Genomic DNA, 15,575 nt, shown 5'->3' on the forward strand with positions numbered 1-15,575 from the left:
CAGCGTCCAATTCCGCCATCTCGCGCACCCCTATGAAAGCGCCCAAGATGGCCCATCATCGTAAATGGCCGGTTAATCTGCCAAAGTAGTGCTAGTCGTGCTGCTGCAACTGAAAGAGATGCTTGATGCGCGAGCTCAGCGAACTTACGGGAGCGCCGTTGACCAGGATATCGGTGTTGGCGAACAGATGGCGTTCGGCCTCGATGCGCTTCGCCATGATGGCGCCTAGCTCTTCGGCGAGGGCGGGTCTGTCATGCAAGAGCGGCGACAGGCAGTCCTCGCCGATTTCATAGGTGACGACAAAGGTCAGGGCGCGGACCGTCCCGACTTCGCCTGTTCCCATCAACAGCCCGTTTTCGCCGAAATAATCGCCGGGCGCGAGCCGCGTCAGCTCGATCTGCCGATGCCCCTCGCGGCGGGTGATGCTGACGACGCCCGATCGCACGATCGTCAGCGCGCGAAGCTGTGCGTCCTGTTCGGCGATGACCGCATCCTTGCGATAAGTGCGGCGCTGCATGTGCGATGCCAGATGCTCTTTTTCGTCCTCGGTCAACGATGAGAACAGCGGGATGTTGCTGACCAGCCGCCATGGCGTTCCGGGAGCGTGCTGCTGCTCGCCCGATGCTTCTGCCTTGTGTTCCGCCGGAATGACGATCGTATCGGAAGGGCCGGCGAGTTTCAGGCCCGCCGCCTTCGAATGGCGGTAAAGGAGGTCGTAGATCTCGTTCTTTGCGGCCATCGTCTGCGATATATCGCGCACGCGGAACGTCAGCTGTAGTTCGATTGCCTGTCCGTCGACGGAATTGATGGCGACGCTGGGTTCGGGGGTCTTCTGGATCGAGTTGCAACTGATCAGCACGCTTTGCATCACATCGACGACGACGCTTGGCAGGGTGGTCGGCTGAACGCGTACGGTGACGGTGGCGCCGTGGCTCTCGTCGGGCGAGGAGAGATTGGTCAGCCGCGTTTTGGCAAGGACGCTGTTCGGGATGACGACCAGATCGTTGGTGCCGTTCAGCAGCTGCGTGGCCCGCCAGTTGGTTTCCACGACACGGCCTTGAATATCGTTTTCGAGGACGATCCAGTCTCCGACGGAATAGGGCCGCCCGAGATTGAGCGCGATGCCGGAGAAGACATCGCTCAACGTGCTCTGCAATGCCAGGCCGAGAATGATGGCGAACACGCCGGAGGTGGCGATCAGCGTGCCCACCGGAACGCTGAAGACGTCGGCGACAATGGAGAGAATGGCGCCGAGATAGATGACGCCGACGATCAGATCCTGCAGCAGCCGGCCCTCGCGCGGCTTGCGCTCGAAGATGAGGAACAGGCGCACGCAGGCGATCAGCACCCAGGCACCGTTGATCCACCAGATGATCTTGGCGAAGCCGGTGAAGGTGCGCAGCGACACCGACACCTGCGGCGGGCTCGGCTCGTAGGGTATGATGCCGTGATAGAGCAGAAGCACGGTCAGGCAGACGAAAAAGATAGCCTGCCCTATCAGCCGTCCGGCGCGCTGATGGCGCAGCATGACGCGGCTGACGAATGTGCCGATGACCACCAGGATGCAGAACTGGACGATCGGATCATCGAGAAGTGCAAGAGACATGGGGGTTTGGCCGCACTCAATCTATCGGATGGGCGCTAAATTGGCATGAAAGAGTTTACAATGCCATATAGCGACGAACTGCGACATCTTCGATGCAGCCAAGCCAAGTCTTCGGTGCAAGTGTCCCGACGGACTTGATCCCGCGACCGAAGCCTTGATAATTGGATGACGATTATCATCTTACATCTGTCATCCCGTCCTGCTATCAGCCTTCGACGGCGCACCTCCCGGCGCTTCGACATCATCAAGGAATACCCATGACACAGTCTTTTGTGATTAGCGGCGATTTGCTGATCGGCGCAGAGTCGACCGGCGACAACAGAACCGCGCACGCCATCAACCCGGCGACCGGCGCAAATCTCGAGCCGGCTTTTGCGATTGCGAGCGAGGCCGACGTGGCAAGGGCCTGCGAATTGGCCGGCCAGGCTTTCGACGTCTACCGCGCGACCAGCCCGGAGGAACGGGCGGCATTTCTCGAAAAGATCGCTGACAATATCATCGATATCGGCGATGCGCTGATCGAGCGGGCAACGGAAGAGACCGGCCTGCCGGTGGCACGTCTGCAGGGCGAGCGCGCCCGCACAGTCGGCCAGCTTCGGCTGTTTGCGCAGGTGGTTCGTTCCGGCGAATGGCTCGATCTCCGCGTCGACCCGGCATTGCCGGAGCGCAAGCCGTTGCCGCGGCCCGATCTGCGCCTGCGTCAGATCCCGCTCGGCCCCGTCGCCGTCTTCGGCGCCAGCAATTTCCCGCTCGCCTTCTCGGTCGCCGGGGGTGATACCGCGTCCGCGCTTGCCGCTGGGTGCCCGGTCGTCGTCAAGGGGCATCTCGCCCATCCGGGCACGGGCGAGCTTGTGGGACGCGCCATCCGCGCTGCCGTTGCGGCCTGCGGCCTGCCTGAAGGGACTTTTTCGCTGCTGACCGGCGCCAACGAAACAGGCGCGGCGCTGGTGCGCGATCCGCGTATCAAGGCTGTCGGCTTCACCGGCTCGCGCGGCGGCGGCCTGGCGCTCGGCGCCATCGCCGCGGCCCGGCCGGAGCCGATTCCTGTTTATGCCGAGATGAGCAGCGTCAATCCCGTCTTCCTCTTTCCGGCGGCGCTTGCGGCGCGCGCCGAAGCGATCGGCACGGGCTTCATCGAATCCCTGACGCTCGGCGCCGGCCAATTCTGCACCAATCCCGGCTTGCTCTTCGCCATCGATGGCCCCGATCTCGATCGCTTTATCGAGGCTGCCAGCGCGGTACTGACCGGTCGCGCGCCGGCGCCGATGCTGACGCCAGGCATTCACGCCGCCTTCGACAAGGGCGTGGCTGCGCTCGCGGAGCATGAGGCGGTCAAGACCGTCGCTCATGGCGCACCGGCCGAGGGAGTCAACCGCAGCCCCGGCATCTTCTTCGAGACCGATGTCGAGCCTTTCCTTGCCGACGAGCGGCTCGGGCATGAGGTCTTCGGCGCGGCGGGCCTGCTGGTGCGCTGCAAGGACATCGACCAGATGATTGCGGTTGCCGAAAAGCTTGAGGGCCAGCTGACTGCCACGTTGCAGATCGAGGCTGGCGACCATGCCGTCGCCGCAAAGCTGCTGCCGGTGCTGGAGCGCAAGGCCGGACGCATTCTCGCCAACGGCTGGCCGACCGGCGTGGAAGTCTCCCATGCCATGGTACATGGCGGACCGTTCCCGGCAACATCGGACAGCCGCACGACGTCGGTCGGTACGCTCGCCATCCGTCGCTTCCTGCGTCCGGTATCCTATCAGGATCTGCCGGAAGGGATGTTGCCGGCCGAACTGAGGGATGAAGGCATCAAGACGCTGCCGCATCTGCTGGATGGCGTGCGCAAGGCACATTGAAGGCTGGAGAGCCCTCATCCGGCCTGTCGGCCACCTTCTCCCCGCTTGCGGGGAGAAGGGGATAGTCGCTCCCGCAGCCTTCCATTCAGCTACCTGTTGGACGAGGGTACAGAGGTCGTTGCCTCTCCCCATCAAAACGGGGAGAGGGCTGGGGTGAGGGGCAATCCCACGACCCGAAGCCGATTGGAAATCTCAAACCATCGCGTAGACAATCCCGGTGAACGAACCCGCGTGGTGAAGCAGCTCGCGTTCGCCCGAGCCGTCGAGGCTCGCCGAATAGAGATTGCCGCCGATATCGGTGAAGAACATTCGATTGTTCGGCAGGTCGAGCGAAAGGCCGATGCCTTCGTCCAGTCCTTCCAGGACAACTTCGGATGTTGCCGCGACGTCGTCCATGCTGGCGCGGTTGACGGTATTCCCACGTGGGAGATTGCCGCGGTCGGTCCAGTAGACGGTGCGGGTGGCGAGATCGAGTTCGAGGTCGATCGGTTCCGGCAGCTTGTCTAGCAGGGTCTCAATATCGCTGCGTCTCGTTGCCGTCTCGTCTTCGGGAATGTCGATGCTGGCGCGGAGGATGCGGCCGAGGCCGGCGTCCGGCGGCCCCTTCTGCGTCCAGTAGATCTGCCCGAGCGGCAGGTCGAGGGCGATGCCCACGCACCAGCGTTCGATATCGGCACTGTCCTGCGGACTGTCGCCGTTCTGCACCAGGGTTTCGATGTCGGAGCCGTCGATGTTGGCGCGCATGACACGCATGCCCTCGCGGTCGCACCAGTAGAGCGTGCCGTTGTCTTGGTCGATCTGGATCTGCTTCGGCGTGACCAGCGTGCTGCCCGGCGGGATCAGCGTGACATGGTTGCTGCCGTCGAGATTAATGCGCTCGATCGAGCCGTCATGGGCGTTGTAGTCGGTGCCCATTTCCGTCCAGTAGAGCCAGCCGTTCTCGCTGTCGACGAGAATGCCGTCCGGACTGCGGCCCGGGCGCTGGATGATCAGCTTGAGGTCGCTTCCGTCGATGGCGGAGGATAGAATTCGGCCGTCGTTGATATCGAGGAAAAACAGCCGTTCGGTCTTTTCTCTGGGGGCGGCAGGCGTCCGTGCTTCTGCTTCAGACATGAGAGCATCCTTTCAAAGGGTCGGATCTGCGGATCACAGCGGCAATCATGGCATCGGTTGATGACAGCATCATTCGCGCCGTGATCCGTTGAAGATCTGTTGCGCCGCAGCAAAGATCAAGGGCGCAGATGTCACGGCTGTATCGGACGAGCGTCAAATAACTGTAATCGATTTGATATAAATCCCCGCCATTCCCTATGGGCGATGTCAGCCTCGATGCTGAAATCCGAAGCCGAAGGTGCTTGATATCTTGTCGACGCTCCAGCAGGTCGCTTTTCGTGCCGGTTGTTCTGTTGCGACCGCCAGCCGGGTGCTGAACCGCAACGGTCCCGTCAGCGATGAGATGGTGCGTCGGGTGCGTCGGGCGGCGGCGGAGCTCGGTTATCGCGCCGGCGGCCGCGCCGGCAATCGACGGCCGGCGATCGGCGTGCTCATTCCCAGCATCACCAATCCGGTGTTCGCGGCGTCGTTGTCCAGCATTCAGAACCGGGCTCTTCATGCGGGTCACAGCGTGCTGATCGCGCAATCGAATTACGATCCGGCACAGGAGGCGGATGCCGTCGCGTCATTGCTCCAGCAGCAGCCGACCGGCCTCATCCTCACGGTCTGCGATCCCGAACGCAGCCCGGCTCTGTCTTCCGCCCTGCCGCCGACCGTGCTGCTCGGCAATCTGCCGACCGCCCGCTTCACCGCCGCCGTCGCGACCGACAATTTTGGCGCCGGCCGCGATCTGACGGATCATCTCCTGCAGAAGGGGCATCGGCGCATCCTGTTCATCTCAGGCCATTTTTCCGCATCGGATCGGGCAAAGTTGCGCTATCTCGGCTATCTCAAGGCGATGGAGTCCGCAGGTCTACAGCCTCTCGACGCCCTGGAGATTTCCTTCATCAGCAGCTTGGGGCAGCTCGATCTCTCGGACGTTGTTTCGCAGTTTTGCCCGACGGCGATCATCGCCTCCAACGATCTTCTGGCGCTCGGGGTTATGGGCGCGCTGCGGCGTCAGGGCCTTTCGATCCCGCGCGATATTTCTGTCGCCGGTTTCGACGGGATCTCCCTCGGACTGCTGACCGAGGTTTCGCTGACGACGGTGGAGATACCGGATGGGACAATGGGTGCGGCTGCTGCCTCGCTACTGCTCGACATGGCGGAGAATGCCGCACCGGCGCGACATCTGACCGTTCCCTACCGGTTGCGGCCGGGCGGAACCGTGCGCAATCTCGCCATTCAATCCTGACGGATCTCTGCACATGAAAACGCCGCCTCCCGAAGAGAGGCGGCGCGGATTTCAAACCCGATCCGGCAATCAACTGCGCGGCAGCATGCCTTCGACGTCGGAAGCTGCATCTTCAAGCGCTTCCTTCGGCGCGGCCGAGCCATCGACGATGCGCGACAGGTTGTCGACGATGGTCTGCGTGACCTTGACACCATTGGCGCCGGGGAAGGCATACCAGGGGATCATGACCGACATCTGGCTGAGGCCGGCCTGGAACAGCGGGTTCTTCTTGTAGAAGTCGCCGAGATAGTTGGCCGACTTGGCGGCAAGTTCGTTGTTCGGAACGTAGCCGGTGCCGGGAACGACGACGGACGCGCCGTAGGGGCCGGCGGCGAACTTGGCGAACTTCCAGGCGGCCTCTTCCTTGACCGGATCATGCGTCAGGATGACGACGGCGTTACCGCCTGTGGGGAGGCGGCCGTTGACCGGATCGATCAGCGGGATCTTGGCGGTGCGCAGGTCGAACTTGGTGCCGACGTTCTTGATCGTGTTGACCAGTGCGCCGGTGGTCTGGAATTCGAAGCCGACCTTGCCGGCGGCGAAAGCCTGTTCGCCGGCGGCCTTGGTGAAGACCGGCATGCCGCCTTCCTTGACGAAGCGCTGGATCAGTTCGACGGCCTTCTGTCCCTCAGGACCGTTGAAGGCGACCTTGCTTTCGTCGTCGCTCAGCATCTTGCCGCCGGCGCCGAAGAGCAGGGCGGAGAACATCCAGTCGTCGCCCTGCCAGCGGAAGTCCATGCCGTCGACGCCGTTGCCGAGCGCCTTGATCTTGCCGGCGAGCGTGATGACTTCGTCCCAGGTCTTCGGAGGGTTGTTCGGGTCGCCGCCGGCGGCCTTTACCAGGTCGGCATTGTAGTACATGATCGGGTTCGACGTCGCGAAGGCGAGGCCGATCTGCTTGCCCTTGACCTGGGCGAGCTTCAGGATCGTGTCGGAGAAGCCCTGCTCGGCCATGTTGCCGTCTTTCTTGACGAGCGGCCCGAGATCGACGGCGACATTGCGCTCGTCCATCATGCGCAGGCGGTTGAGGCCGATGAAGGTGACATCGGGCATCTCGCTCGTGCCGGCCTGGCGAAGAATGGTCTGGATGCCTTCCTCATAGGTGGCCGAGGGAGCGGCGAACTGGATCTTGATATCGGGATTTTCTTCCATGAATTTCTTCGAGATCGTGTCCATCACGTTCTTGAAGAAGCCGGGCATGGGGTAGTGAACCGTCAAGGTCGTCTCGGCATAGGCCGGGACCGACACGACCATCGAAATGGCCGCGGCGGCGAGAATCTGGGTGATATGCTTCATCGCTCGTTCTCCTGTTTCGAACCGGTCAGCCTTTGAGACCGGTCATGGTGATGCCCTCGACGAAACGCTTCTGTGCAAACAGGAATGCGACGACGAGGGGAAGGGTGATGATCAGGGTTGCCGCCATGAGCGCGCCGTAGTCGTCGCCGGCTTCGGCGGCGCGGAAATACATGAGGCCCAGCGGCGGCGTGGCGTAGTCCTGCTTGCTGATGACGATCAGCGGCCAGTAGAGGTCGTTCCAGTGCGCGACGACCGAGAAGATCGCGAAGGCTGTTACCGCCGGCCAGGCATTCGGCACGATGACGCGGGCGACGATGCCGAGTTCCGACATGCCATCGAGGCGGGCGGCGTGGATGAGATCATCAGGCATGGCGCGGAAGAACTGCAGGAACATGAAGATCGCGAAGACCGAGATCGAGAAGGGCGCGACCAGGGCTGTGTAGCTGTTCAGCAGCGACAGGCTGTTGAAGCCGACATAGAGCGGCAGCGCGGTCGCGTGGATTGGGATCAGCAGCCCGAGCATGACCAGCACCATCATCGTGCGTGCCGCCGGGAATTTCAGTTTCGCCATCGCATAGGCGCAGGGAATGGCGATCAGCACCTGGAAGAAGAAGATCAGGCCGCAGACGAGGACGCCGTTGAACAGCAGCCTGCCCATATCAACCTTGCTCAGCGCCTTGGTGACATTCTCGATATAGAAGAAATGCGTCGGGATCAGCCGCAGCGCCGAGGTGAAGATGTCGTCCTGCGCCTTGCCGGCGGTCGAGATCATGAAAATGTAGGGCGCAAGAAAGACGAGCGAGCCGAGGATCAGCAAGGAGAGGCGCAGGATGCGGCCGGGAGTGAAGCCTGTCGAGGTCATGTGTAATGCACCTGCCGGTCTTGGACGCGATATTGCAGGAAGGTCAGCACGACGAGAATGGCGAGAAAGACCGTCGTCATCGCCGAGGCATAGCCGACCCTGAGGTAGACGAAGCCTTCCTGGTAGATGGTGAAGAGCAGCACCTCCGAGGCATGGTTCGGGCCGCCCTCGGTCAGCGCCTTGACGGTGTCGAAAACCTTGACCGCGTTGATGATGCTGATGGTGGTGACGAAAAGCGTGGTCGGTCCGAGCATCGGCCAGGTGACGAGCCAGAAGCGGTCCCACGCCGATTTCGCGCCATCCACTTCGGCTGCGGCATAAAGTTCACGCGGGATGGCTGTGAGACCGGCGAGAAACAGCACCATGTTGAAGCCGACCGACTGCCAGACGCCGATGATCGACAGGCTGTAGAGGGCGGTTGCTGAAGAGCCGAGCCAGTTCGGGCCGCGCACCCCGATCTCGGCGAGAAGAGCGTTGATCGGGCCGATTGTGGGATGGAAGAGGTACTGCCAGACGGTCGCCATCGCGACGATCAGCGAAGCCACGGGCAGGAAGTAGGCTGTGCGGAAAAAGCTGCGGCCGATGCCTTCGCTCTCGATCAGCAGCGCGACGCCGAGGCCGAGCACGATCGAGATGGGAGCGACGATGGCCGTGTAGACCGTCGTGTTCCAGAGCGACTTCATAAAGGCGCGATCCTTCAGCAGATGCGCATAATTCTCGAAGGCGACGAAGCGCAGGCTCTTGTCGCCGAGCTGGAAATCCGTGAAGCCGAGGACGACGACGGCAATGATCGGCACCAGGATGAACAGCACGATCAGGATGATGGCTGGCAGCGCGAAGAGGAGGGCGGTGCGGGCTTCGCTGCGTTCGCGCGCCGCCGCCGTCTGCATCGGCAGGGAAGTGGCGGCAATGCTAGCCATGCGCCTTCTCCCTGGCGGTGTCGACTGTCGCGGGAACGGTGCGCAGGCGGCGTCCGTCCTCGGCGAAGACCATGGCCTGTTCCGGGGCAAGCGTCAGCGCCACTGGCATGCCGGCGGAGAGCCCCGCGGCCTCTGCGGGTGTAAGCTTGACGATCATCGTTTCGCCGATGGCATCGAGCTTGGCATAGAGAATGACCTCGGAGCCGAGGAATTCCATGCGCTCGATATGGGCGGCAAGCGCATCCTGCCGTCCCTGCGTGAGGCTCACGAATTCCGGCCGGATGCCGAGCGTTACATTCTTGCCGGCAAAGCTGCCGTCTTCGAGTGCGAGCCGGATGCCGCCGAAGGCGACGAAGCCGTTTTCGGCGAGCGCCGGCAAAAGGTTGATGCGCGGCTGGCCGACGAAACGAGCGACTTCGACATGGCTCGGATCGTCATAGATCACCTGCGGCGAGGCCAGCTGCAGCAACTGCCCACCGATCATCACGGCGACGCGGTCGGCCATGGAAAGTGCCTCGGCTTGGTCGTGCGTGACATAGACAGTCGGCACGCCGGCACGGCGATGCAGATCGACGATCTCGCCGCGGGCATGGACGCGCAGATTGGCATCGAGATTGGAAAGCGGCTCGTCCATCAGGAAGACGCTGGGGCGGCGCACCATAGCGCGGGCAAGCGCCACGCGCTGGCGCTGGCCGCCGGACATCTGACCGGGCTTGCGGTCGAGCAGATGGTCGATCTTCAGCGAAACGGCCATTTCGCGGACGTCGCGGATGATGGCGCGGCGGGTGCTGCGCTGGCCGGGGATCAGCGAGCCGATAAAGGGCAGGCGCTGGACGCGGGTCAGGCGGCGCATGGCAAGCGGCACGGCGATGTTTTCAGATGCGGTCAGATGCGGGTAGAGCGCGTAGGACTGGAAGACCATGGCGATGTTGCGGTCGGCCGCTGCGACGCCGGAGACGTCGGTGCCGCCAAGAACGATCTCGCCGCTGTCGGCATGCTCAAGGCCTGCCAGGATGCGCAGCAGCGTGCTCTTGCCGCAGCCGGAAGGACCGACGAGGGCGATGAATTCGCCTGGTTCGACGTCGAGATCGACACCTTTAAGGATGGCGTTGCCGCCGAAGGATTTGGCGATGCCGCGAAGTGAAAGGGCGCTCATTCGGTCGCCTCCTTCTGAAGCTTCGGGGCGGCCTGCGGATAGACCTCCATGACGACATCATCGAGGAAGTAGGCGGTCATGCCCGATACTGCGACGATCTCGGTCGATACGCTCTCGCCGAGTTCATGGATTGCTGCGCCGATCAGTCGTTCGCCGGGCATTTCGCGTTCCATCTTGTCGAGGATGAAGGCGGCGGGTGGTGCCCAGACGAGGGCCGTATCGTTAAAGCGGCCTTCCCAGGTCCAGTGCAGGTGACCGCTGCCGAGCAGGGCGACGTCGTGGGCTGCTATCAGATCATACAGTCGGCGGCGCTGCGCCGGACGTACGCTCCAATAGCCGGTATCGCCTTCGTCGGGTGCGTCGACGAAGAGCGGCTTGTGGGCGAAGAGGGCGACGCGGCGACCATCACGGCTTTCGAGCTTCTCCTGCAGCCATTCGAACTGCTTGTTCTCCTCGGCATCCTCGAAGCCCATCAGCAGGCTGTTGAGCCCGATCAGCCGCCAATTGTCGACGTCCTTCGCCCAGTAATCCGGGCCGACGAGGCGGCGCCAGCGCTCCAGCCGTTCCGGGTTGACGGGCTGATACGATCCCGGCAGGTGGCCGACATCATGATTGCCGGGCACGATCAGCATCGGCACGGAGACCTGGCGCATCAGGTCCATGGAAAAGGTAAGGTCTTCGTCCTTGTCGGCGCCGTCGACGCTGAGATCGCCGGTGTGGACGACAAGATCGGCGCCGCTCGCCTCGATCCATGTCGCCAGCGGCTCCCAATTGCCGTTGAAATGCGGCTTGGTTGGGCTCAAATGGGTGTCGGTGATCTGGATGATCTTCAAGGCGCGTCTCCGGAGTCTTCAGAAGCAATGCGCCAGCGAGGGGATTCCCTTCAAAACAGGCGCGTCTCTGCGCACTCTTTAGAAGGCCCCCATGTCAGTTGAGTAACGGGTCTTTTCACATGTTTTTCAGTTTTGTCACATCACCGTCAAACAACGTCATCGCTGGCCTTGTGGCGAATTGGGACCTGTACGTGATGGGTTCGGTGATATAGATCGCTGCCGAAGGGGATTGGACATGTCAGACGAGCAGAGCCGCATCACGACACTCGAGGAGACGGTTGCCTACCAGGCGAAGACCATCGAGGAACTGTCCGACCAGATTGCGGAGCAATGGAAGGTGGTCGAGCAGACCAGGCACAAGCTCGATCGGCTCGCGGAGCGGTTTCTGATGCTGGAGGAGCAGTCGCTCGACGCGCCAGCGATCACCAAGCCGCCGCACTACTGATCAGTTCGGCTGGATCATTCACGTTTCGGTGTTTCACGCGGGCGTGTGTAACAAAAGGCCCCGTCTTCCCGTATCTCCTTGTGACCGGAGCGTTTACAATCGCGGTCGAGAGGAGATCCTCATGAAGACTTTATCGACGGACATGATCCGCATTCGCTCAGCGCGTGTCGCCCGTTTCGCCGGCCTCACGGTCGCGGCGGTGCTCGTCGGCGGTATGGCGCTGCAATTTGCCGGCCGCGCTTCGGCCGAGGACGCGCGCGTCATTCCCGCGCCAAGCATGGACGAGAAGGCTGGTTCCGCCAGCACGGAGACGGTCGTGCTTGCCGGCGGCTGCTTCTGGGGCGTGCAGGGCGTGTTCCAGCATGTCAACGGCGTGATCAGCGCCACGTCAGGCTATGCCGGCGGCGGCAAGGATGGGGCGCATTACGAAATGGTGAGCACCGGCGATACCGGCCATGCCGAATCCGTGCGCGTCGTTTTCGATCCGCGCAAGGTCAGCTACGGACATCTGCTGCAGATCTATTTCTCGGTCGCGCATGATCCGACGGAGCTGAATTATCAGGGGCCGGACAGCGGCACGCAGTATCGTTCGGCGATCTTCCCGAGCAGTCAGGAACAGGCCGATATTGCCCGCGCCTATATCGATCAGCTCAATCACGCCAAGGTGTTCGACGCCGCGATCGTCACCCGCATCGAGCCATCTAAGCAATTCTATGCCGCCGAGAGCTATCATCAGGATTTTCTGACGACGCATCCCAACTATCCCTATATCGTCATCAACGACATGCCGAAGATCAAGAATCTGCAGCATGTCTTTCCCAAGGATTATCGCGCTGACCCGGTTCTGGTAACGGCAAACGCCAGCGCGAACTGACCAGCACTTGGTCGCGTGACCGGCGAGCGATGATCGCCGGTCACGGCCGCATTGCAAGAAAAGCTCGTTACTCGCGGCTCGTCTGGTGTATTGCTGCCTGACACCAGACACATATCGAGAGTGCGTTTCGTCATGATCGTCCGCGACCGGCCGAATCTCTTCCAGCTTTTCTTCATTGTTCGCGGTTCGATCATCCTGCGCATCCTGCCGCAGATCGTCGCCATCTTCCTGCTGTCGGCTTTGATCGTTTGGGGACATGAGGAGCGGCCGAATCTGGTCGTGTCCTTCAACGGATCGTCGCTTTCCCTGCTCGGCATCGCGCTTTCGATTTTCCTCGGCTTTCGCAACAATGCCGCCTACGACCGCTGGTGGGAGGGTCGGCGCGACTGGGGTCAGCTTGTCTATGTTGCCCGCGGCTTTGCCCGTCAGACATTGATCCTTGAAGCGGAAGGTGAGGCTGGTATCGAGGCGCGGAAGACCCTGCTGCGTCTGACCATGGCTTTTGCGCAGGCGCTGGTCTGCCTTCTGCGATCGGGTAGCGACGACAGCAAAGTGTTGCGCCTTCTGACATCGAGCGAGGCCGAGTTCTATCGCGCAGCGCAGAACCGGCCGAATCTCATCCTGCGCCTGATCTCATCCGATCTTGCACGTCTGAAGGCGAAGGGCGCGATTTCGGATATCCAATATCAGATGCTGGATATCAGCGTCGGCCAGATGGGTGCGGCGCAGGCCGCCTGCGAGCGCCTTCGCAATACGCCGCTGCCGTTCGGCTATACGCTGCTTTTGCATCGCACCGCCTATCTCTTCTGCTTCCTGCTGCCCTTCGGCTTCGTCGATACGCTCGGCTGGGGTTCGCCCTTCGTAACGGCTCTCATCGCTTATACTTTCTTCGGGCTCGATGCGCTGGGCGATGAGCTGGAAGATCCTTTCGGCAATCGCCCCAATGCACTCGCCATCGGCGCCCTTGCCGATACGATCGAGATTAATCTGCGCGAGGCGCTTGGCGAAACCGATCTGCCGCCGCTGCCGCAGCCCCAGGATTTCGTGCTGATGTAGGCCGTCAGCAAAAAATTTCGCAAAGCGATGGAATAGAATCCGGAGCGCTTCCGTATATAGGTGTATGGATCGCAAAGGACGCACATTCGATGTTTTGGGGCAGCTCGGTTCGCTGAGACGTTATGCCCGCTCGCTCGTGCGCAATGCGGACGAGGCCGAAGATCTGGTGCATGACGCGCTGGTCAAGGCATACGAGCGCAAGGCGTCCTTCCGTCGCGGCGGCAACCTGCGGACCTGGTTGCTGTCGATCCTGCACAATGTGCATATCGACCGCCTGCGTCAGAAGAAATCGCTGAATCGTCGCCACGAAGAGGCGGCCGCCGAGCTTGAGGTGGCGCTACCGGCGTCGCAGGACCATACGGTCCGCCTGAGCCAGGTGCGCGAGGCCTTTTTCAGTCTGCCTGAGGAACAGCGCGAAGCGCTGCATCTCGTGGCGATCGAAGACCTTTCCTATCAGGAAGCGGCGTCCGCGCTTGGCATTCCTGTCGGCACGCTGATGTCCCGCATCTCAAGGGCACGGGCGAGCCTGCGCAATTTCGAGGAGGCTACCTCCAAGGTTTCACATCTCAGGCTTATCGAGGGAGGCGGCAATGAAAACGGTTGATCCGATCATCGATACCGATCTCGACGCCTATGTCGATGGCGAGTTGCCAGTCGCGCGCCGTGTCGAGGTCGAATCCTATCTGTCGGAGCATCCCGAGATTGCCGCCAAGGTCATGGCGGATATGAGCATCCGTGGCGAGCTGCGCATGGCGCTGGCCGGTGAGAGCCATGTGCTCAGGGCAGAGACCCGCGAGGCCGCCCGGCGGCTGGAGCGCGGACTGGTCTATGGGCGCATGCTGGCATCTTTCCAGCGCGTGGCCGCCGTTGCCGTATTAGTGGCGACCGGCTGGGTGGCGCATACGTCCTTCGGCGCATTCACCGCGAGCGAGGTCAACGCATCCTCACGGCCGCCGGCTTTCATCGATGACGCCGTGCGCGCCTACAAGACGACTGCCGTGCGGGAACAAATCAAGCCGCAATCGGCGGCCGCGAACTACAATCCGGAAGAAATCCGCGCATCGACGGCGATCGTCCTGCCGGAGCTGCCGGGCGACTGGCGCGTCACCGATGCCCAGATCTATCCGTCCGAATTCGGTCCGAGCGTCGAAATGACTGTTGATGCCGGCAGGGACGGACATTTGTCACTTTTCGCCGTTCGCCCGGGGAATTTCGCCGTCAAGGAGGTCAGTCACATCAAGCGTGACGACGTCCAGACTGCCTATTGGCAGATCGGTGAAGTCGCCTATGCGCTGATCGGCGATGGCCAGGCGGCTCAGCTCGACGGCGATGCCGAAAAGCTCGCCCGCAGCCTGTACTAGTTTGAATTAAAGGAGAACGACCATGAACCCGACCAATCCGCGATACGGCTACGGAGCCGCCGCCGGCTCGCAGGCGCTCTTCGACGAGGGTTTGCGCCGGCATATGCTGCGCGTCTACAATTACATGGGTATCGGCCTCGTGCTGACGGGTATCGTCGCGATGGTCGTCGGTACGACGCCGGCCCTCTACGTGCCGATCTTTCAGACGCCGCTGAAGTGGGTCGTCATGCTGGCGCCGCTCGCTTTCGTGTTCTTCTTCTCTTTCCGCATCCAGACCATGTCGGCAAGCACGGCACAGATGATGTTCTGGGCATTCTGTGCGGTCATGGGCCTGTCGCTGGCCTCGGTCTTCCTGGTCTTCACCGGCACGAGCATCGCGCGCACCTTCTTCATCGCCGCAACCATGTTCGGCGCCACCAGCCTCTACGGCTATACGACCAAGCGTGATCTTGCCAACATCGGCTCGTTCCTGATGATGGGACTGTTCGGCGTGATCATCGCCAGCGTCGTCAATATCTTCCTGGGTTCGAGCGCGCTGCAGTTCGCTATCTCGGTGATCGGTATTGTCGTCTTCGTCGGCCTGACCGCCTGGGACACGCAGAACATCAAGGAACAGTATGCCGAGAACCATGATCAGGAATCGCAGCAGAAGCTCGCCGTCTTCGGTGCCCTGTCGCTCTACCTGAACTTCGTCAACATCTTTCAGCTGCTGCTGAATCTCACCGGTGAACGGGAATAGGTTTGAAATTGCCCGCTTGGGCATGGTCGGATCCGAAAGGCACTCCACCCTTTTGGTGATCATGCTCCGGTAATGCGTCTCCCTGGGGGCTTGTTGAGACGCATGACGCGCCTGCAGTATCTGCGCCGATACTGCAGGCGCAACTTTTTTGAGAGTGGCAAACCGAGTTCGCAGCCATTTTCGCCGCAGCGCGGCAA

The 15,575-nt window shown here is 61.9% G+C and carries 15 protein-coding genes; 8 read left to right on the forward strand and 7 right to left on the reverse strand.

Annotated elements, in window-relative coordinates:
- Window positions 1-91 precede the first annotated feature (91 nt).
- The gene (locus FHT29_RS00005) at window positions 92-1,606 is read right to left on the reverse strand and encodes a mechanosensitive ion channel family protein (protein WP_037200009.1); all 1,515 of its coding nucleotides are present in this window, start codon (window positions 1,604-1,606) and stop codon (window positions 92-94) included.
- 257 nt (window positions 1,607-1,863) lie between these two features.
- Between FHT29_RS00005 and FHT29_RS00010 the strand changes: the two genes are divergently transcribed.
- On the forward strand, window positions 1,864-3,450 hold the full coding sequence (locus FHT29_RS00010) for an aldehyde dehydrogenase (NADP(+)) (protein WP_037200010.1): 1,587 nt from the start codon (window positions 1,864-1,866) through the stop codon (window positions 3,448-3,450).
- Between the two features lie 192 nt (window positions 3,451-3,642).
- Here the strand turns inward: FHT29_RS00010 and FHT29_RS00015 are convergent, their stop codons facing one another.
- Window positions 3,643-4,563, reverse strand: a complete 921-nt coding sequence (locus FHT29_RS00015) for a 3-hydroxyacyl-CoA dehydrogenase (RefSeq protein ID WP_047555073.1) — start codon at window positions 4,561-4,563, stop codon at window positions 3,643-3,645.
- 250 nt (window positions 4,564-4,813) lie between these two features.
- Here FHT29_RS00015 and FHT29_RS00020 point away from each other — a divergent pair, with 250 nt between their 5' ends.
- A complete protein-coding gene (locus FHT29_RS00020) occupies window positions 4,814-5,797 on the forward strand; it encodes a substrate-binding domain-containing protein (RefSeq protein WP_047555413.1) in 984 nt (327 codons plus the stop codon).
- A 69-nt stretch (window positions 5,798-5,866) separates the two neighbouring features.
- Here the strand turns inward: FHT29_RS00020 and FHT29_RS00025 are convergent, their stop codons facing one another.
- From FHT29_RS00025 to FHT29_RS00045, 5 genes are read right to left on the reverse strand one after another with little or no spacing between them, the layout of a single operon-like run.
- Window positions 5,867-7,132 carry an ABC transporter substrate-binding protein gene (locus tag FHT29_RS00025; protein ID WP_047555076.1) on the reverse strand — a complete coding sequence of 422 codons (1,266 nt, stop codon included), beginning with the start codon at window positions 7,130-7,132 and terminating at the stop codon, window positions 5,867-5,869.
- A gap of 25 nt (window positions 7,133-7,157) precedes the next feature.
- Window positions 7,158-7,994 (reverse strand): carbohydrate ABC transporter permease, encoded by an 837-nt coding sequence (locus FHT29_RS00030; protein ID WP_047555078.1) that lies wholly within the window; start codon window positions 7,992-7,994, stop codon window positions 7,158-7,160.
- Window positions 7,991-8,914 carry a sugar ABC transporter permease gene (locus tag FHT29_RS00035; protein ID WP_047555085.1) on the reverse strand — a complete coding sequence of 308 codons (924 nt, stop codon included), beginning with the start codon at window positions 8,912-8,914 and terminating at the stop codon, window positions 7,991-7,993. The genes FHT29_RS00030 and FHT29_RS00035 overlap by 4 nt, the downstream gene beginning before the upstream one ends.
- Window positions 8,907-10,070 carry an ABC transporter ATP-binding protein gene (locus FHT29_RS00040; protein WP_047555087.1) on the reverse strand — a complete coding sequence of 388 codons (1,164 nt, stop codon included), beginning with the start codon at window positions 10,068-10,070 and terminating at the stop codon, window positions 8,907-8,909. The genes FHT29_RS00035 and FHT29_RS00040 overlap by 8 nt, the downstream gene beginning before the upstream one ends.
- Window positions 10,067-10,903, reverse strand: coding sequence for a metallophosphoesterase (locus FHT29_RS00045; RefSeq protein ID WP_047555090.1), 837 nt, complete (start codon window positions 10,901-10,903; stop codon window positions 10,067-10,069). Before FHT29_RS00045 ends, FHT29_RS00040 begins: the two co-directional genes overlap by 4 nt.
- A gap of 235 nt (window positions 10,904-11,138) precedes the next feature.
- Here FHT29_RS00045 and FHT29_RS00050 point away from each other — a divergent pair, with 235 nt between their 5' ends.
- The 6 genes from FHT29_RS00050 to FHT29_RS00075 all read left to right on the forward strand — a co-directional run bounded on the left by FHT29_RS00050 (window position 11,139) and on the right by FHT29_RS00075 (window position 15,378).
- On the forward strand, window positions 11,139-11,348 hold the full coding sequence (locus tag FHT29_RS00050; protein WP_047555093.1) for a SlyX family protein: 210 nt from the start codon (window positions 11,139-11,141) through the stop codon (window positions 11,346-11,348).
- Between the two features lie 121 nt (window positions 11,349-11,469).
- Window positions 11,470-12,222, forward strand: coding sequence for a peptide-methionine (S)-S-oxide reductase MsrA (msrA, locus tag FHT29_RS00055; RefSeq protein WP_047555102.1), 753 nt, complete (start codon window positions 11,470-11,472; stop codon window positions 12,220-12,222).
- A gap of 132 nt (window positions 12,223-12,354) precedes the next feature.
- Window positions 12,355-13,278: a bestrophin family protein gene (locus FHT29_RS00060; protein ID WP_168598927.1), complete on the forward strand. Its 924-nt coding sequence runs from the start codon at window positions 12,355-12,357 to the stop codon at window positions 13,276-13,278.
- Between the two features lie 64 nt (window positions 13,279-13,342).
- A complete protein-coding gene (locus FHT29_RS00065) occupies window positions 13,343-13,882 on the forward strand; it encodes a sigma-70 family RNA polymerase sigma factor (RefSeq protein ID WP_037200026.1) in 540 nt (179 codons plus the stop codon).
- On the forward strand, window positions 13,869-14,639 hold the full coding sequence (locus FHT29_RS00070; protein ID WP_037200028.1) for an anti-sigma factor: 771 nt from the start codon (window positions 13,869-13,871) through the stop codon (window positions 14,637-14,639). The genes FHT29_RS00065 and FHT29_RS00070 overlap by 14 nt, the downstream gene beginning before the upstream one ends.
- A 22-nt stretch (window positions 14,640-14,661) precedes the next feature.
- On the forward strand, window positions 14,662-15,378 hold the full coding sequence (locus tag FHT29_RS00075; RefSeq protein WP_037200031.1) for a Bax inhibitor-1/YccA family protein: 717 nt from the start codon (window positions 14,662-14,664) through the stop codon (window positions 15,376-15,378).
- The last annotated feature ends 197 nt before the right edge of the window (window positions 15,379-15,575 follow it).

It is taken from the genome of Rhizobium sp. SG741, assembly GCF_012275435.1.
GTDB lineage: Bacteria > Pseudomonadota > Alphaproteobacteria > Rhizobiales > Rhizobiaceae > Rhizobium > Rhizobium lusitanum.

Excerpts from the sequence above, each read along its gene's own strand:
- FHT29_RS00005 (WP_037200009.1), bottom strand. The coding sequence starts at position 1,606 with ATGTCTCTTGCACTTCTCGATGATCCGATCGTCCAGTTCTGCATCCTG.
- FHT29_RS00010 (WP_037200010.1), top strand. The coding sequence starts at position 1,864 with ATGACACAGTCTTTTGTGATTAGCGGCGATTTGCTGATCGGCGCAGAG.
- FHT29_RS00015 (WP_047555073.1), bottom strand. The coding sequence starts at position 4,563 with ATGTCTGAAGCAGAAGCACGGACGCCTGCCGCCCCCAGAGAAAAGACC.
- FHT29_RS00025 (WP_047555076.1), bottom strand. The coding sequence starts at position 7,132 with ATGAAGCATATCACCCAGATTCTCGCCGCCGCGGCCATTTCGATGGTC.
- FHT29_RS00030 (WP_047555078.1), bottom strand. The coding sequence starts at position 7,994 with ATGACCTCGACAGGCTTCACTCCCGGCCGCATCCTGCGCCTCTCCTTG.
- FHT29_RS00035 (WP_047555085.1), bottom strand. The coding sequence starts at position 8,914 with ATGGCTAGCATTGCCGCCACTTCCCTGCCGATGCAGACGGCGGCGGCG.
- FHT29_RS00040 (WP_047555087.1), bottom strand. The coding sequence starts at position 10,070 with ATGAGCGCCCTTTCACTTCGCGGCATCGCCAAATCCTTCGGCGGCAAC.
- FHT29_RS00050 (WP_047555093.1), top strand. The coding sequence starts at position 11,139 with ATGTCAGACGAGCAGAGCCGCATCACGACACTCGAGGAGACGGTTGCC.
- msrA (WP_047555102.1), top strand. The coding sequence starts at position 11,470 with ATGAAGACTTTATCGACGGACATGATCCGCATTCGCTCAGCGCGTGTC.
- FHT29_RS00060 (WP_168598927.1), top strand. The coding sequence starts at position 12,355 with ATGATCGTCCGCGACCGGCCGAATCTCTTCCAGCTTTTCTTCATTGTT.
- FHT29_RS00065 (WP_037200026.1), top strand. The coding sequence starts at position 13,343 with ATGGATCGCAAAGGACGCACATTCGATGTTTTGGGGCAGCTCGGTTCG.
- FHT29_RS00070 (WP_037200028.1), top strand. The coding sequence starts at position 13,869 with ATGAAAACGGTTGATCCGATCATCGATACCGATCTCGACGCCTATGTC.
- FHT29_RS00075 (WP_037200031.1), top strand. The coding sequence starts at position 14,662 with ATGAACCCGACCAATCCGCGATACGGCTACGGAGCCGCCGCCGGCTCG.